We start from the raw sequence: 17,454 nt of genomic DNA, 5'->3' as shown, positions 1-17,454 counted from the left end.
ATTTAAAAACAAATTTATTGTTACTAAGAAATAATTTTTCTTTTAACAAAATTATGCCCAGAATTTAAAACCTACATGAAAATGAAAAAAATTACTTTTTGTCTAATTCTTATTTCAGGAATTTTTGGTTTTGCCCAAACCGAAGAGATTGATTTTGAACAAATGGTTGAAGCTGAAATGAAATCGGCTTCCTCTTTACAAGCCTTTGCTGTAAATCCAAATACTTTGAATTATGACTTAACTTATCATGAATTGCGTTTTACAGTCAATCCAGCGGTTGATTTTATTTCGGGTCAAGTAACTTCTACTTTTACGGCATTATCTCCAATGAATTCTGTTGTTTTTGATTTAACAAACGAATTGACTGTGAGTACTGTGACATTAGGTGGAAGCCCATTAGCTTTTGTTCAAAACACATCAAATGAATTGGTAATAACGTTACCATCATTATTAAATGCTGGAAATTCAGCTACAGTTGTAATTAACTATTCAGGTGTTCCATCAGATGCTGAAGCTGCATTTACACAAACAACTCATAGTGGGACTCCAGTAATTTTTACACTTTCAGAGCCTTTTGGAGCTAGAGATTGGTGGCCATGCAAACAAGATTTAAATGATAAAATTGATAGTGTTGATATTTATATAACATGTCCTGATGCTTATATTGGTGTATCAAATGGTTTATTACAAAGTTCAACAACTTCTAGTGGAAATGTAACAAGGCATTTTCATCACAATTATCCTATTCCGGCTTATTTAATTTCATTAAATGTTACTAATTATGCCACCTATAATATTCAGGCTGGTTTAGGTACTGTTGCGAGTCCGTTTTTTCCAATAAACAACTATTTATATCCAGAAAGCAATACTGTAACGGTTCAAAATGCAATTAATCAAACAGTGCCAATAATGAATGTGTTTGAAGAAAAATTTGGACCATATCCATACAGAAGTGAGCAATATGGCCATGTTCAATTTAGTTGGGGTGGAGGAATGGAGCACACTACAATGTCGTCAATGGGAGGGTGGAGCAGAAGTTTAATCGCACATGAATTAGGACACCAATGGTTTGGAAATAAAGTTACCTGCGGGACTTGGAAAGATATCTGGTTGAATGAAGGCTTAACAGAATATACAGCCGGAATTGTAGTTGAAGAGTTAGATGGAGATGCAGCATTTGTTTCATGGAAAAACAGTAAAATATCAAGTATTACCTCACAAACAGGAGGAGCAGTTTATTTAACCGACACCGAAGCCGAGGATGTAAACAGAATTTTTAGTTCAAGATTATCTTATAACAAAGGGTCTATGGTGACACATATGTTGCGCTGGGTTATGGGTGATGCGAATTTTTTTCAAGCACTTCAAAATTATTTGAACGCTCCTAATTTAGCGTTTGGCTATGCTGTTACTACAGATCTAAAATCGCAATTAGAAGCTGTGCACGGAAGTAGTTTAACAGAGTTTTTTAACGACTGGGTTTACCTACAAGGCTATCCAACTTATACGGTTAATGCACAAAATTGGGGAGCAGGTCAAGCAAAAATTACTGTTAACCAATCACAGTCAAATGCAAGTGTTTCTTTTTTTGAAATGCCTTTAGAAATCAGATTGTCTGGTGCTGGTGGATTAACGCATGATGTGGTTGTAAGTCATACTTCAAACGGACAAGAATTTATAGTTCCGGTTCCTTTTGTAGTTACTGGAGTGACTTTTGATCCGAACAAACACATTATTTCGAAAAATAATGTGGCTACTTTGGCAAACGAGTCTTTCGATCTAGAGCAAACCATTACGATTTACCCAAATCCAGCAAATGATGTTTTGCATATTATGATGCCAACAACGATTCAATTAGAAAAAGTTGAAATTTATAATACGTTAGGGCAATTAGTAGATACAAAAGACGCTAATGATTTTTCTGTAGCCGAATTATCTGCAGGATTGCATCTGATTAAAATCACTACTTCGGAAGGTGTAATTCATAAAAATTTTATAAAAAAATAGTCCAACTATAAAAATATGATGTAAAGTAAGGTGAAAACCTTACTTTTGTCGTTTAAATAAAAGCATTAAAATGATTCAAGTAGCTCAAATATTATTCATATTATCCGTTTTAGTAATTCTTCACGAGTTTGGTCACTACATTACAGCCAAGATGTTTAAGGTACGTGTAGAGAAATTTTATTTGTTTATGGATGCTGGTTTTTCTTTAGTTAAAAAGAAAATCGGTGAAACTGAATGGGGAATTGGTTGGTTGCCATTAGGAGGTTATGTAAAACTTTCTGGAATGATTGATGAAAGTATGGACACTGAACAAATGAACGCAGAAGCTCAACCTTGGGAATTCCGTTCAAAACCAGCCTGGCAGCGTTTAATTATTATGTTAGGTGGAATAATTGTGAATATAATTTTGGCTTGGTTGATTTTTACAATTATGTATTCAACTGTTGGGCAAAAATTCATTTCAACAGCAAAAATTCAAGAAAACGGATTGGCTTTTGGCGAAGTAGGACAGAAAGCAGGATTTAGAAATGGAGATAAAATTCTTTCAGTAGACGGAAAACACCAGCCAAGTTTTAACCGAATGACATTAGATGTTTTATTAGGCGATAAAGTTGAGGTAGAACGTAATGGCGATAAAGTTGATGTGATTTTAACCGACGAAATGAAGGGTGAAATTATCAGTAAAGAAGGGAAAGGATTTATAGCTGCAAGAAGAACTATTTCTGATGCTTTTATTGATTCTGTTGGGGTTAATTCTGTTTTTAAAAGATTTGATGAGTTTGTAGGAATTGGTGACAAAAAGTTTCAGTATTTCGATCAGTTTACCGATGAGTTGAAAAACAATAAAAATAAATCTGTTGATGTAATAGTAAAAAGAGAAAACAAAGAATTAATAGTTTCTGTAAAGGTTGATAGTGAAGGGAAAATAGGGTTAAATAGTTCTTTTTTTATTGCTCCAAACTATCAATTTAAAAATGCTGTTGTAAATCAAATTGAAGAAAATTCTGCAGCTGAAAAAGCTGGAATTGAATTCGGGGACATTATAAAAGGGGTAAATAATTTACCAATAAATAATGTAAAAGACTTTAAACAATTTGTAAGCACTAGAAAAGGCGAAAAAGTTAGTATTGAAATAATTAGAGAAGATGCTACAAAGACTATTATTGCTACGGTTTCCAAAAAAGGCACCTTAGGAATAGGTTTTAATGATAAAACGGCTGAGGTAATGTATACTAAGGTTAATGATTTGACAATAAGTCAAGCAGTTCCTGCAGCTGTAAAAGAATCTTGGGCATTATTAGTTTACAACGTGAAACAATTCAAATTAATTTTACGACCAAAAACAGAAGCTTATAAGCATGTTCAAAGTCCTATTGGAATTGCACGTCGTTTGCCAGACACTTGGGATTGGGAATTTATATGGAATTTTACCGCCTTATTCTCAATCGGATTGGCTTTTATGAACTTGTTACCAATCCCAGGATTAGATGGCGGGCACGCTTTATTTACAATCGTTGAAATGATAACAGGTAAGAAATTATCAGACAAAGCTGCGGGTTATGTTCAAACCTTTGGAATGATTATCTTATTGACGTTAATGGCTTTAACTTTCGGAAAAGATATTTATCAATTAGTAGTAGATAAACTTTTGTAATTTTTTCAATAAAATAATTTGCGATAACAAAAAATCAGTTTATATTTGCACTCGCTTAAAAGATATACAACTTCCTCCTTAGCTCAGTTGGTTAGAGCATCTGACTGTTAATCAGAGGGTCCTTGGTTCGAGCCCAAGAGGGAGAGCAAACTTTTAAGCACAATATAAACCTATGAGGTGATTCCTCCTTAGCTCAGTTGGTTAGAGCAACAGACTGTTAATCAGAGGGTCCTTGGTTCGAGCCCAAGAGGGGGAGCAAACTTTTAAGCACAATATAAACCTTTGAGGTGATTCCTCCTTAGCTCAGTTGGTTAGAGCATCTGACTGTTAATCAGAGGGTCCTTGGTTCGAGCCCAAGAGGGGGAGCAAACTTTTAAGCACAATATAAACCTTTGAGGTGATTCCTCCTTAGCTCAGTAGGTTAGAGCATCTGACTGTTAATCAGAGGGTCCTTGGTTCGAGCCCAAGAGGGGGAGCGACAAAAAACCGATACAATTTGTATCGGTTTTTTTATTTTAATCTCTTCTCAACCAACCCGTAACGCTCAATCGAGGTTTATTAGTTTCCAAAACTTCATGAACCAATTCATTACTCTTAAAAAAAACCGTTTTTCTATTCGTTGGAGCTACTTTTTGAGTAACATCGCCATCATAAATACATAATTCACCACCATCTTCAGGTTGCCAATTTTCGTTCAAATAGGTAATCATCGAAAACTGTCGGCTTGAATTATCTTGAAATTGATCTAAATGTTTTCGGTAAAAACTGCCTTTATCAAACAACGCAAAATGAAATTCATAACCCGTAATTCCAGTATAACAACTGCGGTTCAAATACGCCACAAAAGCATCTACTTGATCTAAAAATGCATTTTCATATTCATTATTATTCGCTCGGTCTAACCAATAAATTGCATCGCTTCGTATCGCCGAATTTTGAGTTAATTTTGCGGCATTTCCTATTCCAGCGGCTTTCAATAAATTTTGTTCTTTCAATTCAAACAATCTCTTTACCAAATGTTGCGCTAATTCTTCCGATACAAAATGTTCTACAATGCCTACTTTCGAATCCAAATAACTCGAAATTAAGGTTTCAAAACAATCTTCCATTTTATTTACGTTGTAAAATATCGTACAAAGATATCATTTCCTTTTTTAATTTGGGCGTTCCCACAAGGGGCGGGCTGTACGTTGCAATCTTTATTTATAAAATTTGGCAATTTTACAAATAAAGGATTTCCTCTTCCATCCCTAACGCGAACCTCGTTTTCAATTAAAATTAGTATTTTTACAAAAACCTTTCAGCATGCAAAATCTTTTAAAAGTTTCAGAAAACACACAGCTTTCTTGGCGTAATTTAAGTATTCAAAATCGAATTTCTTTTTTGCCTCAATTAGCTCAATTACTTTTAGAAAACAAAGAGAAATATGCAACTTGCATCACCACCGAAATGCACAAACCCATTTCGCAAGCCATTGCTGAGGTTGAAAAATGTGCCCTTTTGTGTAATTACTATTACGAAAATGCCGAAACCTTTTTAGCCACAAAAAACATAAAAACCGATGCTTCAGAAAGTTTTGTCACCTACGAACCTTTAGGTGTAATTTTAGGTGTAATGCCATGGAATTTTCCGTTTTGGCAAGTTTTCCGATTTGCTGTTCCAACACTAATTGCAGGAAATACAGTTGTAGTAAAACACGCAAGCAATGTTCCTAAATCAGCCCAATTAATTCAAGAAATATTTGAAAAAGCAAGTTTTCCAAGAGGCTGTTATCAAGATTTACCAATTCCAAGTAGCGAAGTAGCCAAAGTTATCGCTAATCCAATTATTAAAGCCGTTTCCTTAACAGGTAGCGAACAAGCCGGAATCGCAGTTGCCACCGAAGCTGGAAAACATTTAAAAAAATGCGTATTAGAACTAGGCGGAAGCAATGCCTTCATCGTTTTAGAAGATGCCAATTTAGAAAAAGCAGTAGCAACAGCCGTTAAAGCACGAATGCAAAATGCAGGTCAAAGTTGTATCGCAGCGAAACGCTTTTTAGTTCATGAAAAGATTGTTGATGAGTTTGTGGCAAAATTCAAAGTTGCTATTCAAAATTTAAAAACTGGAAATCCGTTAGATAAAGAAACACAAATCGGTTCGCTTGCGAGAGTTGATTTGGCAGAAGAGTTAGAGCTTCAAGTTCAAAAATCAATTCAAATGGGAGCTAAGTTAATTGTAGGAGGAAACGGAAAAGACGCTTTCTATGAACCAACAATTTTAACAAACGTAACAACAGAAATGCCTGTTTTCAAAGAAGAAACGTTCGGACCTGTGGCTGCCATCATAACTTTCAAAACTATTGAAGAAGCAATTAAATTAAGTAATCAATCGGAATTTGGTTTGGGAGTTTCTATCTTTACTCAAGACATTGATTTTATCAAAACCAAGATTTCAGCTTTTAACGAAGGTGCTGTTTTTATCAATGATATGGTAAAATCCGACCCAAGATTACCTTTTGGAGGTATCAAAAAATCAGGTTACGGAAGAGAATTAGCAGAAGACGGCATTAAAGAATTTGTGAATGTGAAAACTATAATAATTAATACTTTTTAAAATGAAAAAACTAACCATCCTACTTTTAGTAACACTCGTTTTCTCCTGCAAACCATGCGAAGAGAAACTACAATCAGAAAAACAAAACATCACTACCATTTTAGACAACTGGCATAAAGCGGCTGCGGTTGCAAATTACGAAGCCTATTTTGAAGCCATGTCAGATGAATCTATTTATATTGGCACAGATGCCACTGAAAATTGGAACAAAAAACAATTTCAAGCTTTTGCAAAACCGTATTTTGATAAAGGAAAAGCATGGAATTTTAAAGCTATTGAACGTAATATCTACTTTAGTGAAAACGGAAAAACAGTATGGTTTGATGAATTATTGAGTACGCAAATGAAAATTTGTCGTGGTTCAGGGGTTTTGGTTCAAGAAAACGGACAATGGAAAATTAAGCATTATGTGCTTTCAATGACCGTTCCAAATGACAACATGGATGAAGTAGTAAAAATAAAATCAGCATTAGAAGACAAAATTCTTTCCGAGAAGAAATAGGAATAAACAGAAATAATATTAAAACCCAAGATAATTTGTCTTGGGTTTTTTTATGCCCAAATGTTAAAATTTACTTTTTTTTCATTTTAAGAAAACCAAGGCGATTTACTTCTCGTAAATGCAACTAAACAAAAAATCTCAAAAAATGAAAATTAATAAAAAAGTCAAAATTATAGTAGGAAGTATTCTCGGAATATTTGTGCTGCTTTTTTTGGTTTTAGTAGTCCATATTGCTACTGCAAAACCACTGGTCATAGATAACGCATCGCTTCAAATTAGTCGAATAGATTTCAAAGAGCCAATTGATTCGCTAAAAGCAAAAGAGATTCATAGAAATTTGAAAAAAATTCCAGGAGTTAAAACAGACAGATTAAATATAGAAACAGGTGTTTTAGTTTATTTTCATGATATTAAAATTGCCAATTCGGAAGAAATATACAATCAGTTAGTAGCTTTAGGAGATTATAAAGCTGAACGATATATACTTCCAAAAGGATTAGAAAACAAAACCGCTTGTCCGGTCATGACTGAAGATAGTTTCAGTTATAAATTTTCAAGAGGAATTCAACGAATTTTTAATTAATTTCCAAATACTATTACTATGAAAAATTTTTCAAAATTAGCCTTTGTGGCTTTATTTATTGCATCAGGAGCGTTTGTAACATCATGTAACGACGACGATGATAAAGCTGCTGAACCAGCATCTTTGTATGCAAAATTAGGTGGAACAACAATGGTTGCTGACCCAAATAATCCTAGTCAAATGATTGAACAAGGTCGTTTAAGCTATCGTTCGGTTGTAGATTCAACAATTACATTAATTGTTTCTGATGTTTTAGCAGGTGAAGAAGGAAATTTAGGACTACATTTTGCACCAGTTCTTTCGGAAGCGTTAAGCGGAAACACTACAAATGTTGCAATTTTAAGTAAAAACCTTACAGATTTCTTTTCTGCTAATACAGGTGGAGGAGCAACTAATACATATAGTGGTTTAGGTATGGTTGCAGCACACGATCCTGCACAAAATCCACGTATGGGTAAAAAATCTAATAATGCTGATTACGACAAGTTTATTGGTTATGTAGGAGCAGCCGCTGGTTTAAACGGCGTTACTGATCCAGAATTAATAGGAGAAGTTGTAGCAGTATTAGAATCGTTGAGAGCTCCTATAGTTCAGGAGTAAGTTTGTTTTTTGTTTTAATGAAAAACGCTCCATTATATGGAGCGTTTTTCTATTTATTATAAATGTGTTCTTTTAAATTTTTGAACATATCAACAGTCATGTTTTCTATACCGAAATCATTTTTCCAACTCCAATCTTCTCTTGCCGAAGTATCATCAATACTTGCTGGCCAACTATCAGCAATTTTTTGGCGAAAGTCAGGTTCGTAACTCAATTCAAAATTTGTATAATGTTTTTGAATCTCTTCACCAATTTGTTTCGGAGTAAAACTCATTGCTGCTAAATTATAAGATGAACGAATTTTAATTTTTTCAGATGGAGCTTGCATAATTCCAATAGTCGCTTTTATGGCATCATCCATATACATCATTGGTAGTTCAGTATTTTCTGATAAAAAACTTGTAAACTTTCCATCAGTAATTGCTTTGTGGTATATGTCTACGGCATAATCTGTAGTTCCGCCACCAGCTTCGGTACTCCAACTAATTAAACCTGGATAACGAATACTTCTTACATCAACACCATATTGTTTGTTGTAATATTCACACCATCTTTCACCAGTTTGTTTCGAAATTCCATAAACCGTAGAAGGTTCCATAATGGTATATTGAGGTGTATTATGTCTTGGTGTTGTAGGTCCAAAAACCGCAATACTAGACGGCCAGAAAATTTTCTTAATTTTTCCAGCTTTAGCTAAGTTTAATACATGAAACAACGAATTCATATTCAAATCCCATGCAAAAGCTGGATTTTTTTCAGCTGTAGCCGAAAGTAAAGCCGCCATTAAATACACATCTGTGATTTGATATTGTTCAATTAGATGTTCAATTTGATTGTAATCTAAAGCATTAACAACTTCAAAAATTCCGTTGTTAACCACATCGTTATTTAGTTTTCGAATATCAGAAGCGATTACATTATTAACGCCATAAGTAGCTCTAAGTTTAGCGGTAAGTTCGGTACCTATTTGACCACAAGCACCAATTATTAAAATTTTCGTGTCCATTTGATAGATTATAGAAGAAACAAATATAACGATTTCGTACGAATCGAAAACAGCTTTTTTTGTAATATTTTTAGTAAAACCTTTGTTTTGATTCGTATTTAATAATAAATTCTGCTTAAAATGAGAATTATTAAAACAGCAACTAATTGCATATCAAACTAATGTTAAGATATTATTAGATTATCACTTAAATTTTATAAACATTTGTACCTTTGCTCTTTAAATTATAAAAATGAAAGGTTTTATAGCAACTATATTGGTTTTAGCTTTAGGTTTAATGGCCTGTGAAAACGATTCACAACAACAATTAGAGGCACAGAAAATAGCTAAAAAAAACGAAGCTGTTTTTAAGAATATTTCTAAAATGTGGCAATTTAATTTTCCAAATGCAAGACCAGAAGTTAAATCAATTTTGAACGGTTGGAATGAATGGAGACAATTTGAAATTGAGCTTTCGCAAAAGCCAAAATCTACTTTATCGGCTTTTAAAATGAAGATTAAAAACGTGTCTTCAAAAGCAGATACTTTAGTGATTTCTATTCCTTTGGAATATAATAAACCTCAAATTCTGAGTCGAATTACAACGTTAAATACCAAATTGAAATCATTGGAAACATTTATGAATTTAGAAGTTATTCCGCAGCAAAAAGTTGCCAAATTGATTCCCGAAATCAATGAAGAAATCAGCGGTTTGTATAATCAATGGAATGAAATTGTCATTAAAAAAGCAATTCCAAAAGAAATAGGTGAAGAATTAATGTTGCAAGCATTGGACACTACAAGAAATGCTAAGAAAATAGATTTTGACGAATTAGAAAGAAAAGAAAAATTAAAAGATTAATAAATGAGAATGCAATTAACACAAAAAATAATTATAGCTTTATTACTATCCTTTGTTAACTTTGGAACAAGTCAAACAACTACATGGACAGGTTCATCTTGGGATAATGGTGTGCCAACAATTACAGTTGATGCTATTATAGCATCAGGGACATGTGCTATTACTGTAAATACAGAAGCGAAAAGTATAATTGTTCAGTCTGGAGCAACATTAAGTATCCAATCATCTTCAACAATTACAGTTGAAAATGATATACAGGTATTAGGGACTGGAAAATTTATTATTAGAAATAATTGTTCATTAGTACAAAACAATCCATCAGCAGTAAACATTGGAAATATTGAGTATAGAAGAAATGCAGAACCAATGATTCAATACGATTATACTTATTGGTCTTCTCCAGTTGTAGGGCAAGTTTTGAATATCTTTTCACCACTAACATTAAGTGATAAGTTTTATTCCTTTAATGCGGCAACTAATAGTTGGGTTTTGGAAAGCCCAACAAATACGATGCAAATAGGTAAAGGTTATGCAGTTAGAGCACCACAAGGTTATGGAGCAATTGCACAGGTTTTTAATGGGGTATTTGAAGGTGTTCCAAATAATGGTGATTATACTCAAAATGTGGTAGCTTGGGATCCTGTTTTAGGGAATTATAATTTATTAGGAAACCCATATCCGTCCGCTTTAGATACTCGTGATTTAATAGACAACTCATCTATAAATACACTATATTATTGGACACATAATACAGCAATTGCATCTAACGTGTTTACTGCTAATGATTATGCAGTTAGAACAAGAACAGCTGGAACAGCAGCAAGTTCTGGAGGTGTAGTTCCAAATCGATACATGGCATCAGGGCAGGGATTTTTTGCACGATCTTCTTCAACAGGAACAGTAACTTTTACTAATGCTATGAGACAGGCAGGGAATAATGGAAGATTTTTTAGATCAAGTTCTCCTAGTGATACATTTGATGAAGAAGATGATAATTTATTGAGATTAGATTTATCAAATTCTGGAGGCGCATTTAAACAGCAAGTAGTCCAATATTTATCTAGTGCAACAAATGGATATGATGTTGGAATTGATGGCGAACAAATTGACGGTGTTTTCGTAAGTTTTTATTCAATAATACCAGGACATGCTTTGGCAATCCAAGCAAGAGAGTTGCCATGGAATATTGACGATCAAGTTGTCTTTGGATTTAAATCGACAATAAATGCAGTAACAAGTTTTGATATTTCGATATCTGAATTAGGCGTCTTCTTTAATGACAAAGATGTGTTTATTGAAGATAAAGTGACAAATACATTTCATGATTTAAAAGTAAGTCCATATACTTTTTCAAGTAATATGGGTGTTTTTGAAGATAGATTTGTTTTACATTACAAAAACTTATTGTTGTCAAATGATGATTTTGCCGGAATTGAAAATTCAGTATATGTTTTTAAAGAGAATAATCAACCAAAAATCGTTTCAACAAAATCAAATATTGCAAGTGTAATGGTTTATGATATGCTTGGAAGAATTGTCTTTTCAAAAGATAAAATAAACACTTCAGAAATTGTTCTTTCTGAATTAACACAAAACAATCAAGCACTAATTATTAAAACAACATTAGAAAATAACGTTACAGTTGCTAAGAAATTCATTTTTTAACAATCGTTTCCCTAATATAACCACTACTTTTCTATTGAAAACGTAGTGGTTTTTTTATTTTTGTAGTCAATTAAAAAATTCATTTTGAGCAAGTCCGACATTATATCCATTTACGATAAGTCACCAAAGATTGCCGTTTTAGAAAGTACATTCCCAGCGCGCCAAAAGTCTCAAATGACTGGTTTGGTTGGCTCGTCGTTGTCTTTTGTGGCAAATTCGTTGTTTAAAAAATCCGAACTTCCGTTCCTGATTTTATTCAGTAATAAAGAAGAAGCGGCGTATTATTTGAACGATTTAGAACAACTAATCAATACCGAAGACGTACTTTTTTACCCAAGTTCGTACCGAAGACCTTACCAAATTGAAGAAACCGACAACGCTAATGTTCTTTTACGTGCTGAGGTTTTAAACCGAATTAATTCACGTAAAAAACCAGCAATTATTGTTTCCTATGCCGAAGCCATTTTCGAAAAAGTGGTTACCCGAAAAGAATTAGAGAAAAATACGTTGAAACTATCGGTGGAAGACAAACTTTCTATCGATTTTATCAACGAAACCTTATTCGAATACAATTTCAAACGTGTTGATTTTGTGACTGAACCAGGCGAATTTTCCGTTCGTGGTGGAATCATCGACGTATTTTCCTTTTCCAATGATAATCCATACCGAATTGAATTTTTTGGAAACGAAATCGACAGCATCAGAAGTTTTGATGTTGAAACACAATTATCGATTGAAAAACTGAAAAAGATTTCAATCATTCCAAATGTCGAAAATAAATTACTGCAAGAAAACCGCGAAAGTTTTTTGGATTATATCAACGAGAAAACGGTTTTAGTGATTCAAAATACAGAATTATTAGGACAACAATTGGATAAATTATTCGATAAAGCCAATGAAGCTTTCGAAAAATTATCTAAGGATATTCAACATGCACCGCCAGAAGAATTATTCTTAAATCAAAAGCAATTTTTAAAACGTGCACTGGATTTTTCAGTTATTGAGTTGCAGACAAACCCTGTTTTTAAAACCGATAAAAAAGTCGAATTTCATATTCAGCCACAGCCTTCGTTCAATAAACAATTCGATTTGTTGTTGAACAATTTGAGCGAGAATCATTTCAACGGTTACAAAAATTATTTGTGTTGTTCGAATGAAAATCAGGCGAGTCGTTTTCATGATATTTTTGAAGATATTGATGAAGCCAATCACGAAAGTATTCGCAAGCAATATAAAACCATGGTGTTGCCTTTGTTTGAAGGTTTTATCGATGAAGAAAATCAAATTGCATGTTATACCGACCATCAAATTTTTGAGCGTTACCATAAGTTTTCCATCAAAAATGGCTATTCGAAAAAGCAAACCATTACGCTAAAAGAATTGACTTCGTTGTCGGTGGGTGATTATGTAACTCACATTGATCATGGTATTGGAAAATTTGGTGGCTTGCAGAAAATCCAGGTCGAAGGCAAAACGCAAGAAGCCATAAAATTGGTTTATGCCGATAACGATATTGTGTATGTGAGCATTCATTCGCTACACAAAATCTCAAAATATAATGGGAAAGATGGCGCGCCTCCAAAGATTTATAAATTAGGAAGCAACGCCTGGAAAACCCTAAAACAAAAAACAAAAGCGCGTGTAAAACATATTGCATTCAACCTAATTCAGTTGTATGCGAAGAGAAGATTAGACAAAGGTTTTCAGTTTGCACCCGATAGTTATTTGCAAAAAGAATTAGAAAGTTCGTTCATTTACGAAGATACACCAGACCAAGTTACCGCAACAGCCGATGTAAAAGCCGATATGGAAAGCGAACGTCCAATGGACCGATTAGTCTGTGGTGACGTTGGTTTCGGAAAGACAGAAGTTGCGATTCGTGCGGCTTTTAAAGCGGTAGACAACGGAAAACAAGTCGCAGTTTTAGTGCCAACGACTATTTTGGCGTATCAACATTACCGAACATTTTCGGAACGTTTGAAAGATATGCCAGTTACCGTGAGTTATTTGAACCGATTTAGAACAGCGAAACAAAAAGCGGAAACACTTCAAAAATTACAAGAAGGAAAAGTCGATATTTTGATTGGAACACATCAATTGGTAAATAAAAATGTGGTATTTAAAGATTTAGGTTTGTTGATTATTGATGAAGAACAAAAGTTCGGAGTCAACGTAAAAGATAAATTGAAAACCATTGCGACTAATGTAGATACGTTGACCTTAACCGCAACTCCGATTCCGAGAACGTTGCAATTTTCATTGATGGCAGCGCGCGATTTATCTGTAATTACAACGCCTCCACCAAATCGTTATCCAATTGAAACGCACGTGATTCGTTTTAACGAAGAAGCCATTCGTGATGCAATTTCGTATGAAATTCAGCGTGGTGGGCAAGTGTTTTTCATCAATAACCGAATTGAAAATATTAAAGAAGTAGCTGGAATGATTCAGCGCTTGGTGCCAGGAGCAAAAGTCGGCATCGGTCACGGTCAAATGGATGGAAAAAAATTGGAAGAATTGATGTTGGCTTTCATGGAAGGTGAATTTGACGTTTTGGTAGCTACCACCATTATCGAAAGTGGTTTAGATGTTCCGAATGCGAATACGATTTTCATCAATAACGCCAATAATTTCGGATTGTCTGATTTGCACCAAATGCGTGGTCGTGTGGGAAGAAGTAATAAAAAAGCGTTTTGTTATTTCATTACGCCGCCGTATTCGATGATGACGGGTGAAGCGCAAAAGCGTATTACTGCTTTGGAACAATTTAGCGAATTAGGAAGCGGTTTCAATATTGCGATGAAGGATTTGGAAATTCGTGGTGCGGGTGATTTATTAGGTGGTGAACAAAGTGGTTTTATCAACGAAATAGGCTTTGATACTTACCAAAAAATCATGAATGAAGCCATTGACGAGTTGAAAGAAAATGAATTCAAAGAGTTATACCAAGAAGAAAACGACATCGAAACCAAAGAATTTGTCAAAGACATTCAAATTGATACCGATTTCGAATTGCTGTTCCCAGATGAGTACATCAACAACATCACCGAACGTTTGAATTTATATAATGAGTTGAGCCAAATTAAAGACGAAGTCACGCTACAACAATACGAACAAAAATTAATTGACCGCTTTGGTGCGTTACCAAAACCAGCCATTGCCTTACTAAATAGCGTACGCATCAAATGGAAAGCCACCGCGATGGGAATAGAACGTTTGATGATGAAACAAGGCAAAATGGTGGGTTATTTCATTGGCGACCAACAAAGTGATTTCTACCAAAGTAACCGTTTTATGAACGTACTACAATTTGCGCAACGCAACGGCAATGTTTGTAAAATAAAAGAAAAAGAAACCAAAAACGGCTTACGCTTATTGCTGACTTTTGATAATGTGAAATCAGTGAATAAGGCGTTGGAGTTGTTGGAAGGGATTTAAATTTTGTTATATTTATAAATTAAATAATCAAGTTATTATGAGTACATCTATTAAGTTTTATTTAATTATAGTATTTTTTTTAAATCAATTAGTTTTTTGTCAAGCAACAAAAGAAGATAAGCAATTTGTTGCTTTGGGATTATTAAGCAATGATAAGTATCTTGGAGAAACGATTGATTCCTATAATTGTAGTCTTAAATACTTGAATGAAATCAAACAAGGAGAGGTTTTAATAATTACAGGAATAAAAGAATGTGTTTCAGAAAAAAACAATCAATCTTCTAAATTTTACGAAGTAAAATTTAACGAAAAATATTTGTTCATTGAAGTTGATTTTTTAATATGTGAAAAAGATTTTTATGGAATAATTAATGATTTTACAGAGATTGAAAAGAATAGTTTCAGAGAAAATTCTTCTAAATTGGCTGATATTCAAAGATTAGAAAAACTAAAGAAATTTGATGAATTTATAAAATATTCATCTCAGCAAGGTTTAATAATTAAAAAGTGGGATGTTCTTGATGAAAGTGGATATACTGATGGTACTGGAGTGGAAATAGAGTTCATTAACCCTACAAAAAAGACAATAAAATATATTTGGACTACTTTTGTTGGTTATAATGCTGTTAAAGACCCAGTAATAGATAGAGTTAAAGGGTTGAAAAATATTACAGTGAAATCAATTGGTCCTATTGAACCAAATGAATCAGGTTCTTACACTTATGAATATGTTTGGTATACAGATATTGTAGAAACAGCTAAAATAACAAATATTAAGATTCAATATATGGATGGTACTTTTAAGACAATTACTGTTCCAAATAAGGTAATTATGTCTGATGCTTTACTTAAAATTTTGGATGAGCAAGAATGAGTAATTTTATGAAAATTAGTCTTGAAAGTATAAAAAAATTAGTTGAAGATGCTAAAAAAGAGAGTAAAAATTTAGGAGATATCATTAATCCGATTCTTCAAAATTATACTTTAGAAAAAAAAGAAATTTTAGAAGTTTGTCAAATAGGAAAGTTTATTTATAATCTTAATTGTCAAATATCTATTATTGAAAAACCGAGCCCACCAAGACCTGATTTTATAATTAAATATGATTCAAAATTAGTAGGATTAGAGCATACTAGAATATTTTCTGAAAATGCAGGAAATTTTAATAGGGTTAATTCTATAATTGAATATTCAGAAGAAGTATACAAATCAATGTTTCCTAATGATAAAGTACATGCTATTATTTCAGTTGAAGATGACAATATAGTCTATAAACAAATCGAAAAGAAAAAGATAGCAGTTGAAATTGCTCGTTATGTAAATTCAGTTAAAAATGGACTTTTTATAGAAAAACCTTTTTATATTAAAAATGTTAAAACAACAATCCATTCTAAAATCAGTTTTTCTTATGATGAAAAAAAATGGCAAAGTGATTATTTGACAAAAGAACGTTTAGAAAAAGAAATAAATAAAAAGGAAAATAAAATTTTTTTATATAAAAAAGATGAGAAAGAAATATCTGAATATTGGTTAGTGTTATTTATTGGTTCACTTTCTTCTGCGTCTTACGAGTTAAATGAAAATGAAGATTATAAATTACCATCTAAATTTGATAGAGTATATTTGGTTGCTGATTTTGATTCAAAAATTGTTAGAGTAAATTAAAAGGTTCCTATTTTCATACATCTCACCACATCGATAGCGCAATTTTAGACCTGACAGGTTTTTGAAACCTGTCAGGTCTATTTATTTTAACTTCACAAATTAAAAAATTATCAAAATTTAATATTTTATTATTGTAAAACAATAATTTTTATATATTTGTCTCGAACTTTAAAAAGCAAAGAGATGAGAAAATTAAATTTTTTAAAAGGAATTGTTGATTTTGTTTGGATTACCATGTTGATTACGATTCCATTTTTATTGTTTTTTGTTGGAATGGTGCTTTTTAGTAATGAACCTCTTGATATTCCGATAGAAATTAACGGTACAACTTTAGAAGTGGTCGATTTTAAATCAAAGTTAATTTTTGTGTTCTTGATTATTTCGGTGTCACTAATTATTTATGGTTTGTTTCTTTTTCGAAAACTATTGCGTTTGTTTCAATTGAGGGTTATTTTCGATTCGGAAATTGTTATGCTTTTAAAAAGAATAGGATTTGTAATCATTTTATCTGCATTTTTAGGAGGAATTCCTAATTTCATTTCAGAACTATTGAATAATAATATTTCATTGAGTTTAGGATTGAATCCTTTTGTTTTACTATTTTCATTAGGTTTGTTTTTCTTAGTATTGAGTGAGGTTTTTGTCATTGCAAAACACTTGAAAGAAGAAAACGATTTAACATTTTAATTATGCCTATTATTATCAATTTAGATGTCATGTTAGCCAAAAGAAAAATGCGTTCGGCAGAATTAGCTGAAAAACTTGGCATTACAACCGCTAATCTATCCATTATAAAAACAGGGAAAGCAAAGGCAATTCGACTAACTACGTTAGAGTCAATTTGTGAAATTTTAGATTGTCAACCAGCGGATATTTTGGAATATATTAAAAAGTGATT

Annotated in this window: 15 protein-coding genes and 4 tRNA genes; 17 read left to right on the top strand and 2 right to left on the bottom strand. The window is 32.8% G+C overall.

Annotated features, from left to right (window positions below; genetic code table 11):
* Positions 1-81: 81 nt before the first annotated feature.
* From M9Q43_RS01140 to M9Q43_RS01115, 6 genes are all read left to right on the top strand, one after another.
* The gene (locus M9Q43_RS01140; protein WP_262317142.1) at positions 82-2,007 is read left to right on the top strand and encodes a M1 family aminopeptidase; all 1,926 of its coding nucleotides are present in this window, start codon (positions 82-84) and stop codon (positions 2,005-2,007) included.
* A gap of 70 nt (positions 2,008-2,077) precedes the next feature.
* Positions 2,078-3,661 (top strand): site-2 protease family protein, encoded by a 1,584-nt coding sequence (locus M9Q43_RS01135; RefSeq protein WP_262317141.1) that lies wholly within the window; start codon positions 2,078-2,080, stop codon positions 3,659-3,661.
* 73 nt (positions 3,662-3,734) lie between these two features.
* Positions 3,735-3,807 (top strand) — tRNA-Asn (locus M9Q43_RS01130).
* Positions 3,808-3,843: 36 nt separating this feature from the next.
* Positions 3,844-3,917 (top strand) — tRNA-Asn (locus M9Q43_RS01125).
* A gap of 36 nt (positions 3,918-3,953) precedes the next feature.
* Positions 3,954-4,027, top strand: a tRNA-Asn gene (locus tag M9Q43_RS01120).
* A 36-nt stretch (positions 4,028-4,063) separates the two neighbouring features.
* Positions 4,064-4,137, top strand: a tRNA-Asn gene (locus tag M9Q43_RS01115).
* A gap of 39 nt (positions 4,138-4,176) precedes the next feature.
* Here the strand turns inward: M9Q43_RS01115 and M9Q43_RS01110 are convergent.
* Complete coding sequence (locus M9Q43_RS01110) at positions 4,177-4,770, bottom strand: 2OG-Fe(II) oxygenase (RefSeq protein ID WP_262317140.1); 594 nt, start codon at positions 4,768-4,770, stop codon at positions 4,177-4,179.
* A gap of 196 nt (positions 4,771-4,966) precedes the next feature.
* Between M9Q43_RS01110 and M9Q43_RS01105 the strand changes: the two genes are divergently transcribed.
* The 4 genes from M9Q43_RS01105 (at position 4,967) to M9Q43_RS01090 (ending at position 7,941) form a co-directional block, all read left to right on the top strand.
* Positions 4,967-6,256: an NAD-dependent succinate-semialdehyde dehydrogenase gene (locus tag M9Q43_RS01105; RefSeq protein ID WP_262317139.1), complete on the top strand. Its 1,290-nt coding sequence runs from the start codon at positions 4,967-4,969 to the stop codon at positions 6,254-6,256.
* 1 nt (position 6,257) lies between these two features.
* Entirely contained in the window at positions 6,258-6,758 is a 501-nt protein-coding gene (locus tag M9Q43_RS01100; protein ID WP_262317138.1) for a nuclear transport factor 2 family protein, read from the top strand.
* Between the two features lie 145 nt (positions 6,759-6,903).
* Positions 6,904-7,341 (top strand): hypothetical protein, encoded by a 438-nt coding sequence (locus M9Q43_RS01095; RefSeq protein ID WP_262317137.1) that lies wholly within the window; start codon positions 6,904-6,906, stop codon positions 7,339-7,341.
* An 18-nt stretch (positions 7,342-7,359) separates the two neighbouring features.
* Complete coding sequence (locus M9Q43_RS01090; protein WP_262317136.1) at positions 7,360-7,941, top strand: globin family protein; 582 nt, start codon at positions 7,360-7,362, stop codon at positions 7,939-7,941.
* A gap of 49 nt (positions 7,942-7,990) precedes the next feature.
* Here the strand turns inward: M9Q43_RS01090 and M9Q43_RS01085 are convergent, their stop codons facing one another.
* The gene (locus tag M9Q43_RS01085; RefSeq protein WP_262317135.1) at positions 7,991-8,947 is read right to left on the bottom strand and encodes an NAD-dependent epimerase/dehydratase family protein; all 957 of its coding nucleotides are present in this window, start codon (positions 8,945-8,947) and stop codon (positions 7,991-7,993) included.
* Between the two features lie 232 nt (positions 8,948-9,179).
* On the opposite strand from M9Q43_RS01085, the gene M9Q43_RS01080 reads away from it, so the two are divergent.
* The 7 genes from M9Q43_RS01080 to M9Q43_RS01050 all read left to right on the top strand — a co-directional run bounded on the left by M9Q43_RS01080 (position 9,180) and on the right by M9Q43_RS01050 (position 17,452).
* Positions 9,180-9,788, top strand: coding sequence for a hypothetical protein (locus M9Q43_RS01080; RefSeq protein ID WP_262317134.1), 609 nt, complete (start codon positions 9,180-9,182; stop codon positions 9,786-9,788).
* A gap of 3 nt (positions 9,789-9,791) precedes the next feature.
* A complete protein-coding gene (locus M9Q43_RS01075) occupies positions 9,792-11,453 on the top strand; it encodes a T9SS sorting signal type C domain-containing protein (RefSeq protein WP_262317133.1) in 1,662 nt (553 codons plus the stop codon).
* A 174-nt stretch (positions 11,454-11,627) separates the two neighbouring features.
* A complete protein-coding gene (gene mfd / locus M9Q43_RS01070; RefSeq protein ID WP_408611239.1) occupies positions 11,628-14,891 on the top strand; it encodes a transcription-repair coupling factor in 3,264 nt (1,087 codons plus the stop codon).
* Positions 14,892-14,928: 37 nt separating this feature from the next.
* Entirely contained in the window at positions 14,929-15,765 is an 837-nt protein-coding gene (locus tag M9Q43_RS01065) for a hypothetical protein (protein WP_262317131.1), read from the top strand.
* Between the two features lie 8 nt (positions 15,766-15,773).
* On the top strand, positions 15,774-16,556 hold the full coding sequence (locus M9Q43_RS01060) for a hypothetical protein (protein WP_262317130.1): 783 nt from the start codon (positions 15,774-15,776) through the stop codon (positions 16,554-16,556).
* 183 nt (positions 16,557-16,739) lie between these two features.
* The gene (locus tag M9Q43_RS01055) at positions 16,740-17,243 is read left to right on the top strand and encodes a DUF2975 domain-containing protein (RefSeq protein ID WP_262317129.1); all 504 of its coding nucleotides are present in this window, start codon (positions 16,740-16,742) and stop codon (positions 17,241-17,243) included.
* Between the two features lie 2 nt (positions 17,244-17,245).
* The gene (locus M9Q43_RS01050; RefSeq protein WP_262317128.1) at positions 17,246-17,452 is read left to right on the top strand and encodes a helix-turn-helix domain-containing protein; all 207 of its coding nucleotides are present in this window, start codon (positions 17,246-17,248) and stop codon (positions 17,450-17,452) included.
* Positions 17,453-17,454 lie beyond the last annotated feature (2 nt).

The sequence above is a fragment of the Flavobacterium odoriferum genome, from assembly GCF_025499515.1.
GTDB classification, from domain to species: Bacteria; Bacteroidota; Bacteroidia; order Flavobacteriales; family Flavobacteriaceae; genus Flavobacterium; species Flavobacterium odoriferum.
The sequence above is the reverse complement of the archived record's forward strand: the minus strand, read 5'-3'. Positions and strand labels throughout refer to the sequence as shown.

Coding starts and splice junctions, on each gene's coding strand:
- M9Q43_RS01140 (WP_262317142.1), top strand. CDS start 82: ATGAAAAAAATTACTTTTTGTCTAATTCTTATTTCAGGAATTTTTGGT.
- M9Q43_RS01135 (WP_262317141.1), top strand. CDS start 2,078: ATGATTCAAGTAGCTCAAATATTATTCATATTATCCGTTTTAGTAATT.
- M9Q43_RS01110 (WP_262317140.1), bottom strand. CDS start 4,770: ATGGAAGATTGTTTTGAAACCTTAATTTCGAGTTATTTGGATTCGAAA.
- M9Q43_RS01105 (WP_262317139.1), top strand. CDS start 4,967: ATGCAAAATCTTTTAAAAGTTTCAGAAAACACACAGCTTTCTTGGCGT.
- M9Q43_RS01100 (WP_262317138.1), top strand. CDS start 6,258: ATGAAAAAACTAACCATCCTACTTTTAGTAACACTCGTTTTCTCCTGC.
- M9Q43_RS01095 (WP_262317137.1), top strand. CDS start 6,904: ATGAAAATTAATAAAAAAGTCAAAATTATAGTAGGAAGTATTCTCGGA.
- M9Q43_RS01090 (WP_262317136.1), top strand. CDS start 7,360: ATGAAAAATTTTTCAAAATTAGCCTTTGTGGCTTTATTTATTGCATCA.
- M9Q43_RS01085 (WP_262317135.1), bottom strand. CDS start 8,947: ATGGACACGAAAATTTTAATAATTGGTGCTTGTGGTCAAATAGGTACC.
- M9Q43_RS01080 (WP_262317134.1), top strand. CDS start 9,180: ATGAAAGGTTTTATAGCAACTATATTGGTTTTAGCTTTAGGTTTAATG.
- M9Q43_RS01075 (WP_262317133.1), top strand. CDS start 9,792: ATGAGAATGCAATTAACACAAAAAATAATTATAGCTTTATTACTATCC.
- mfd (WP_408611239.1), top strand. CDS start 11,628: ATGACTGGTTTGGTTGGCTCGTCGTTGTCTTTTGTGGCAAATTCGTTG.
- M9Q43_RS01065 (WP_262317131.1), top strand. CDS start 14,929: ATGAGTACATCTATTAAGTTTTATTTAATTATAGTATTTTTTTTAAAT.
- M9Q43_RS01060 (WP_262317130.1), top strand. CDS start 15,774: ATGAAAATTAGTCTTGAAAGTATAAAAAAATTAGTTGAAGATGCTAAA.
- M9Q43_RS01055 (WP_262317129.1), top strand. CDS start 16,740: ATGAGAAAATTAAATTTTTTAAAAGGAATTGTTGATTTTGTTTGGATT.
- M9Q43_RS01050 (WP_262317128.1), top strand. CDS start 17,246: ATGCCTATTATTATCAATTTAGATGTCATGTTAGCCAAAAGAAAAATG.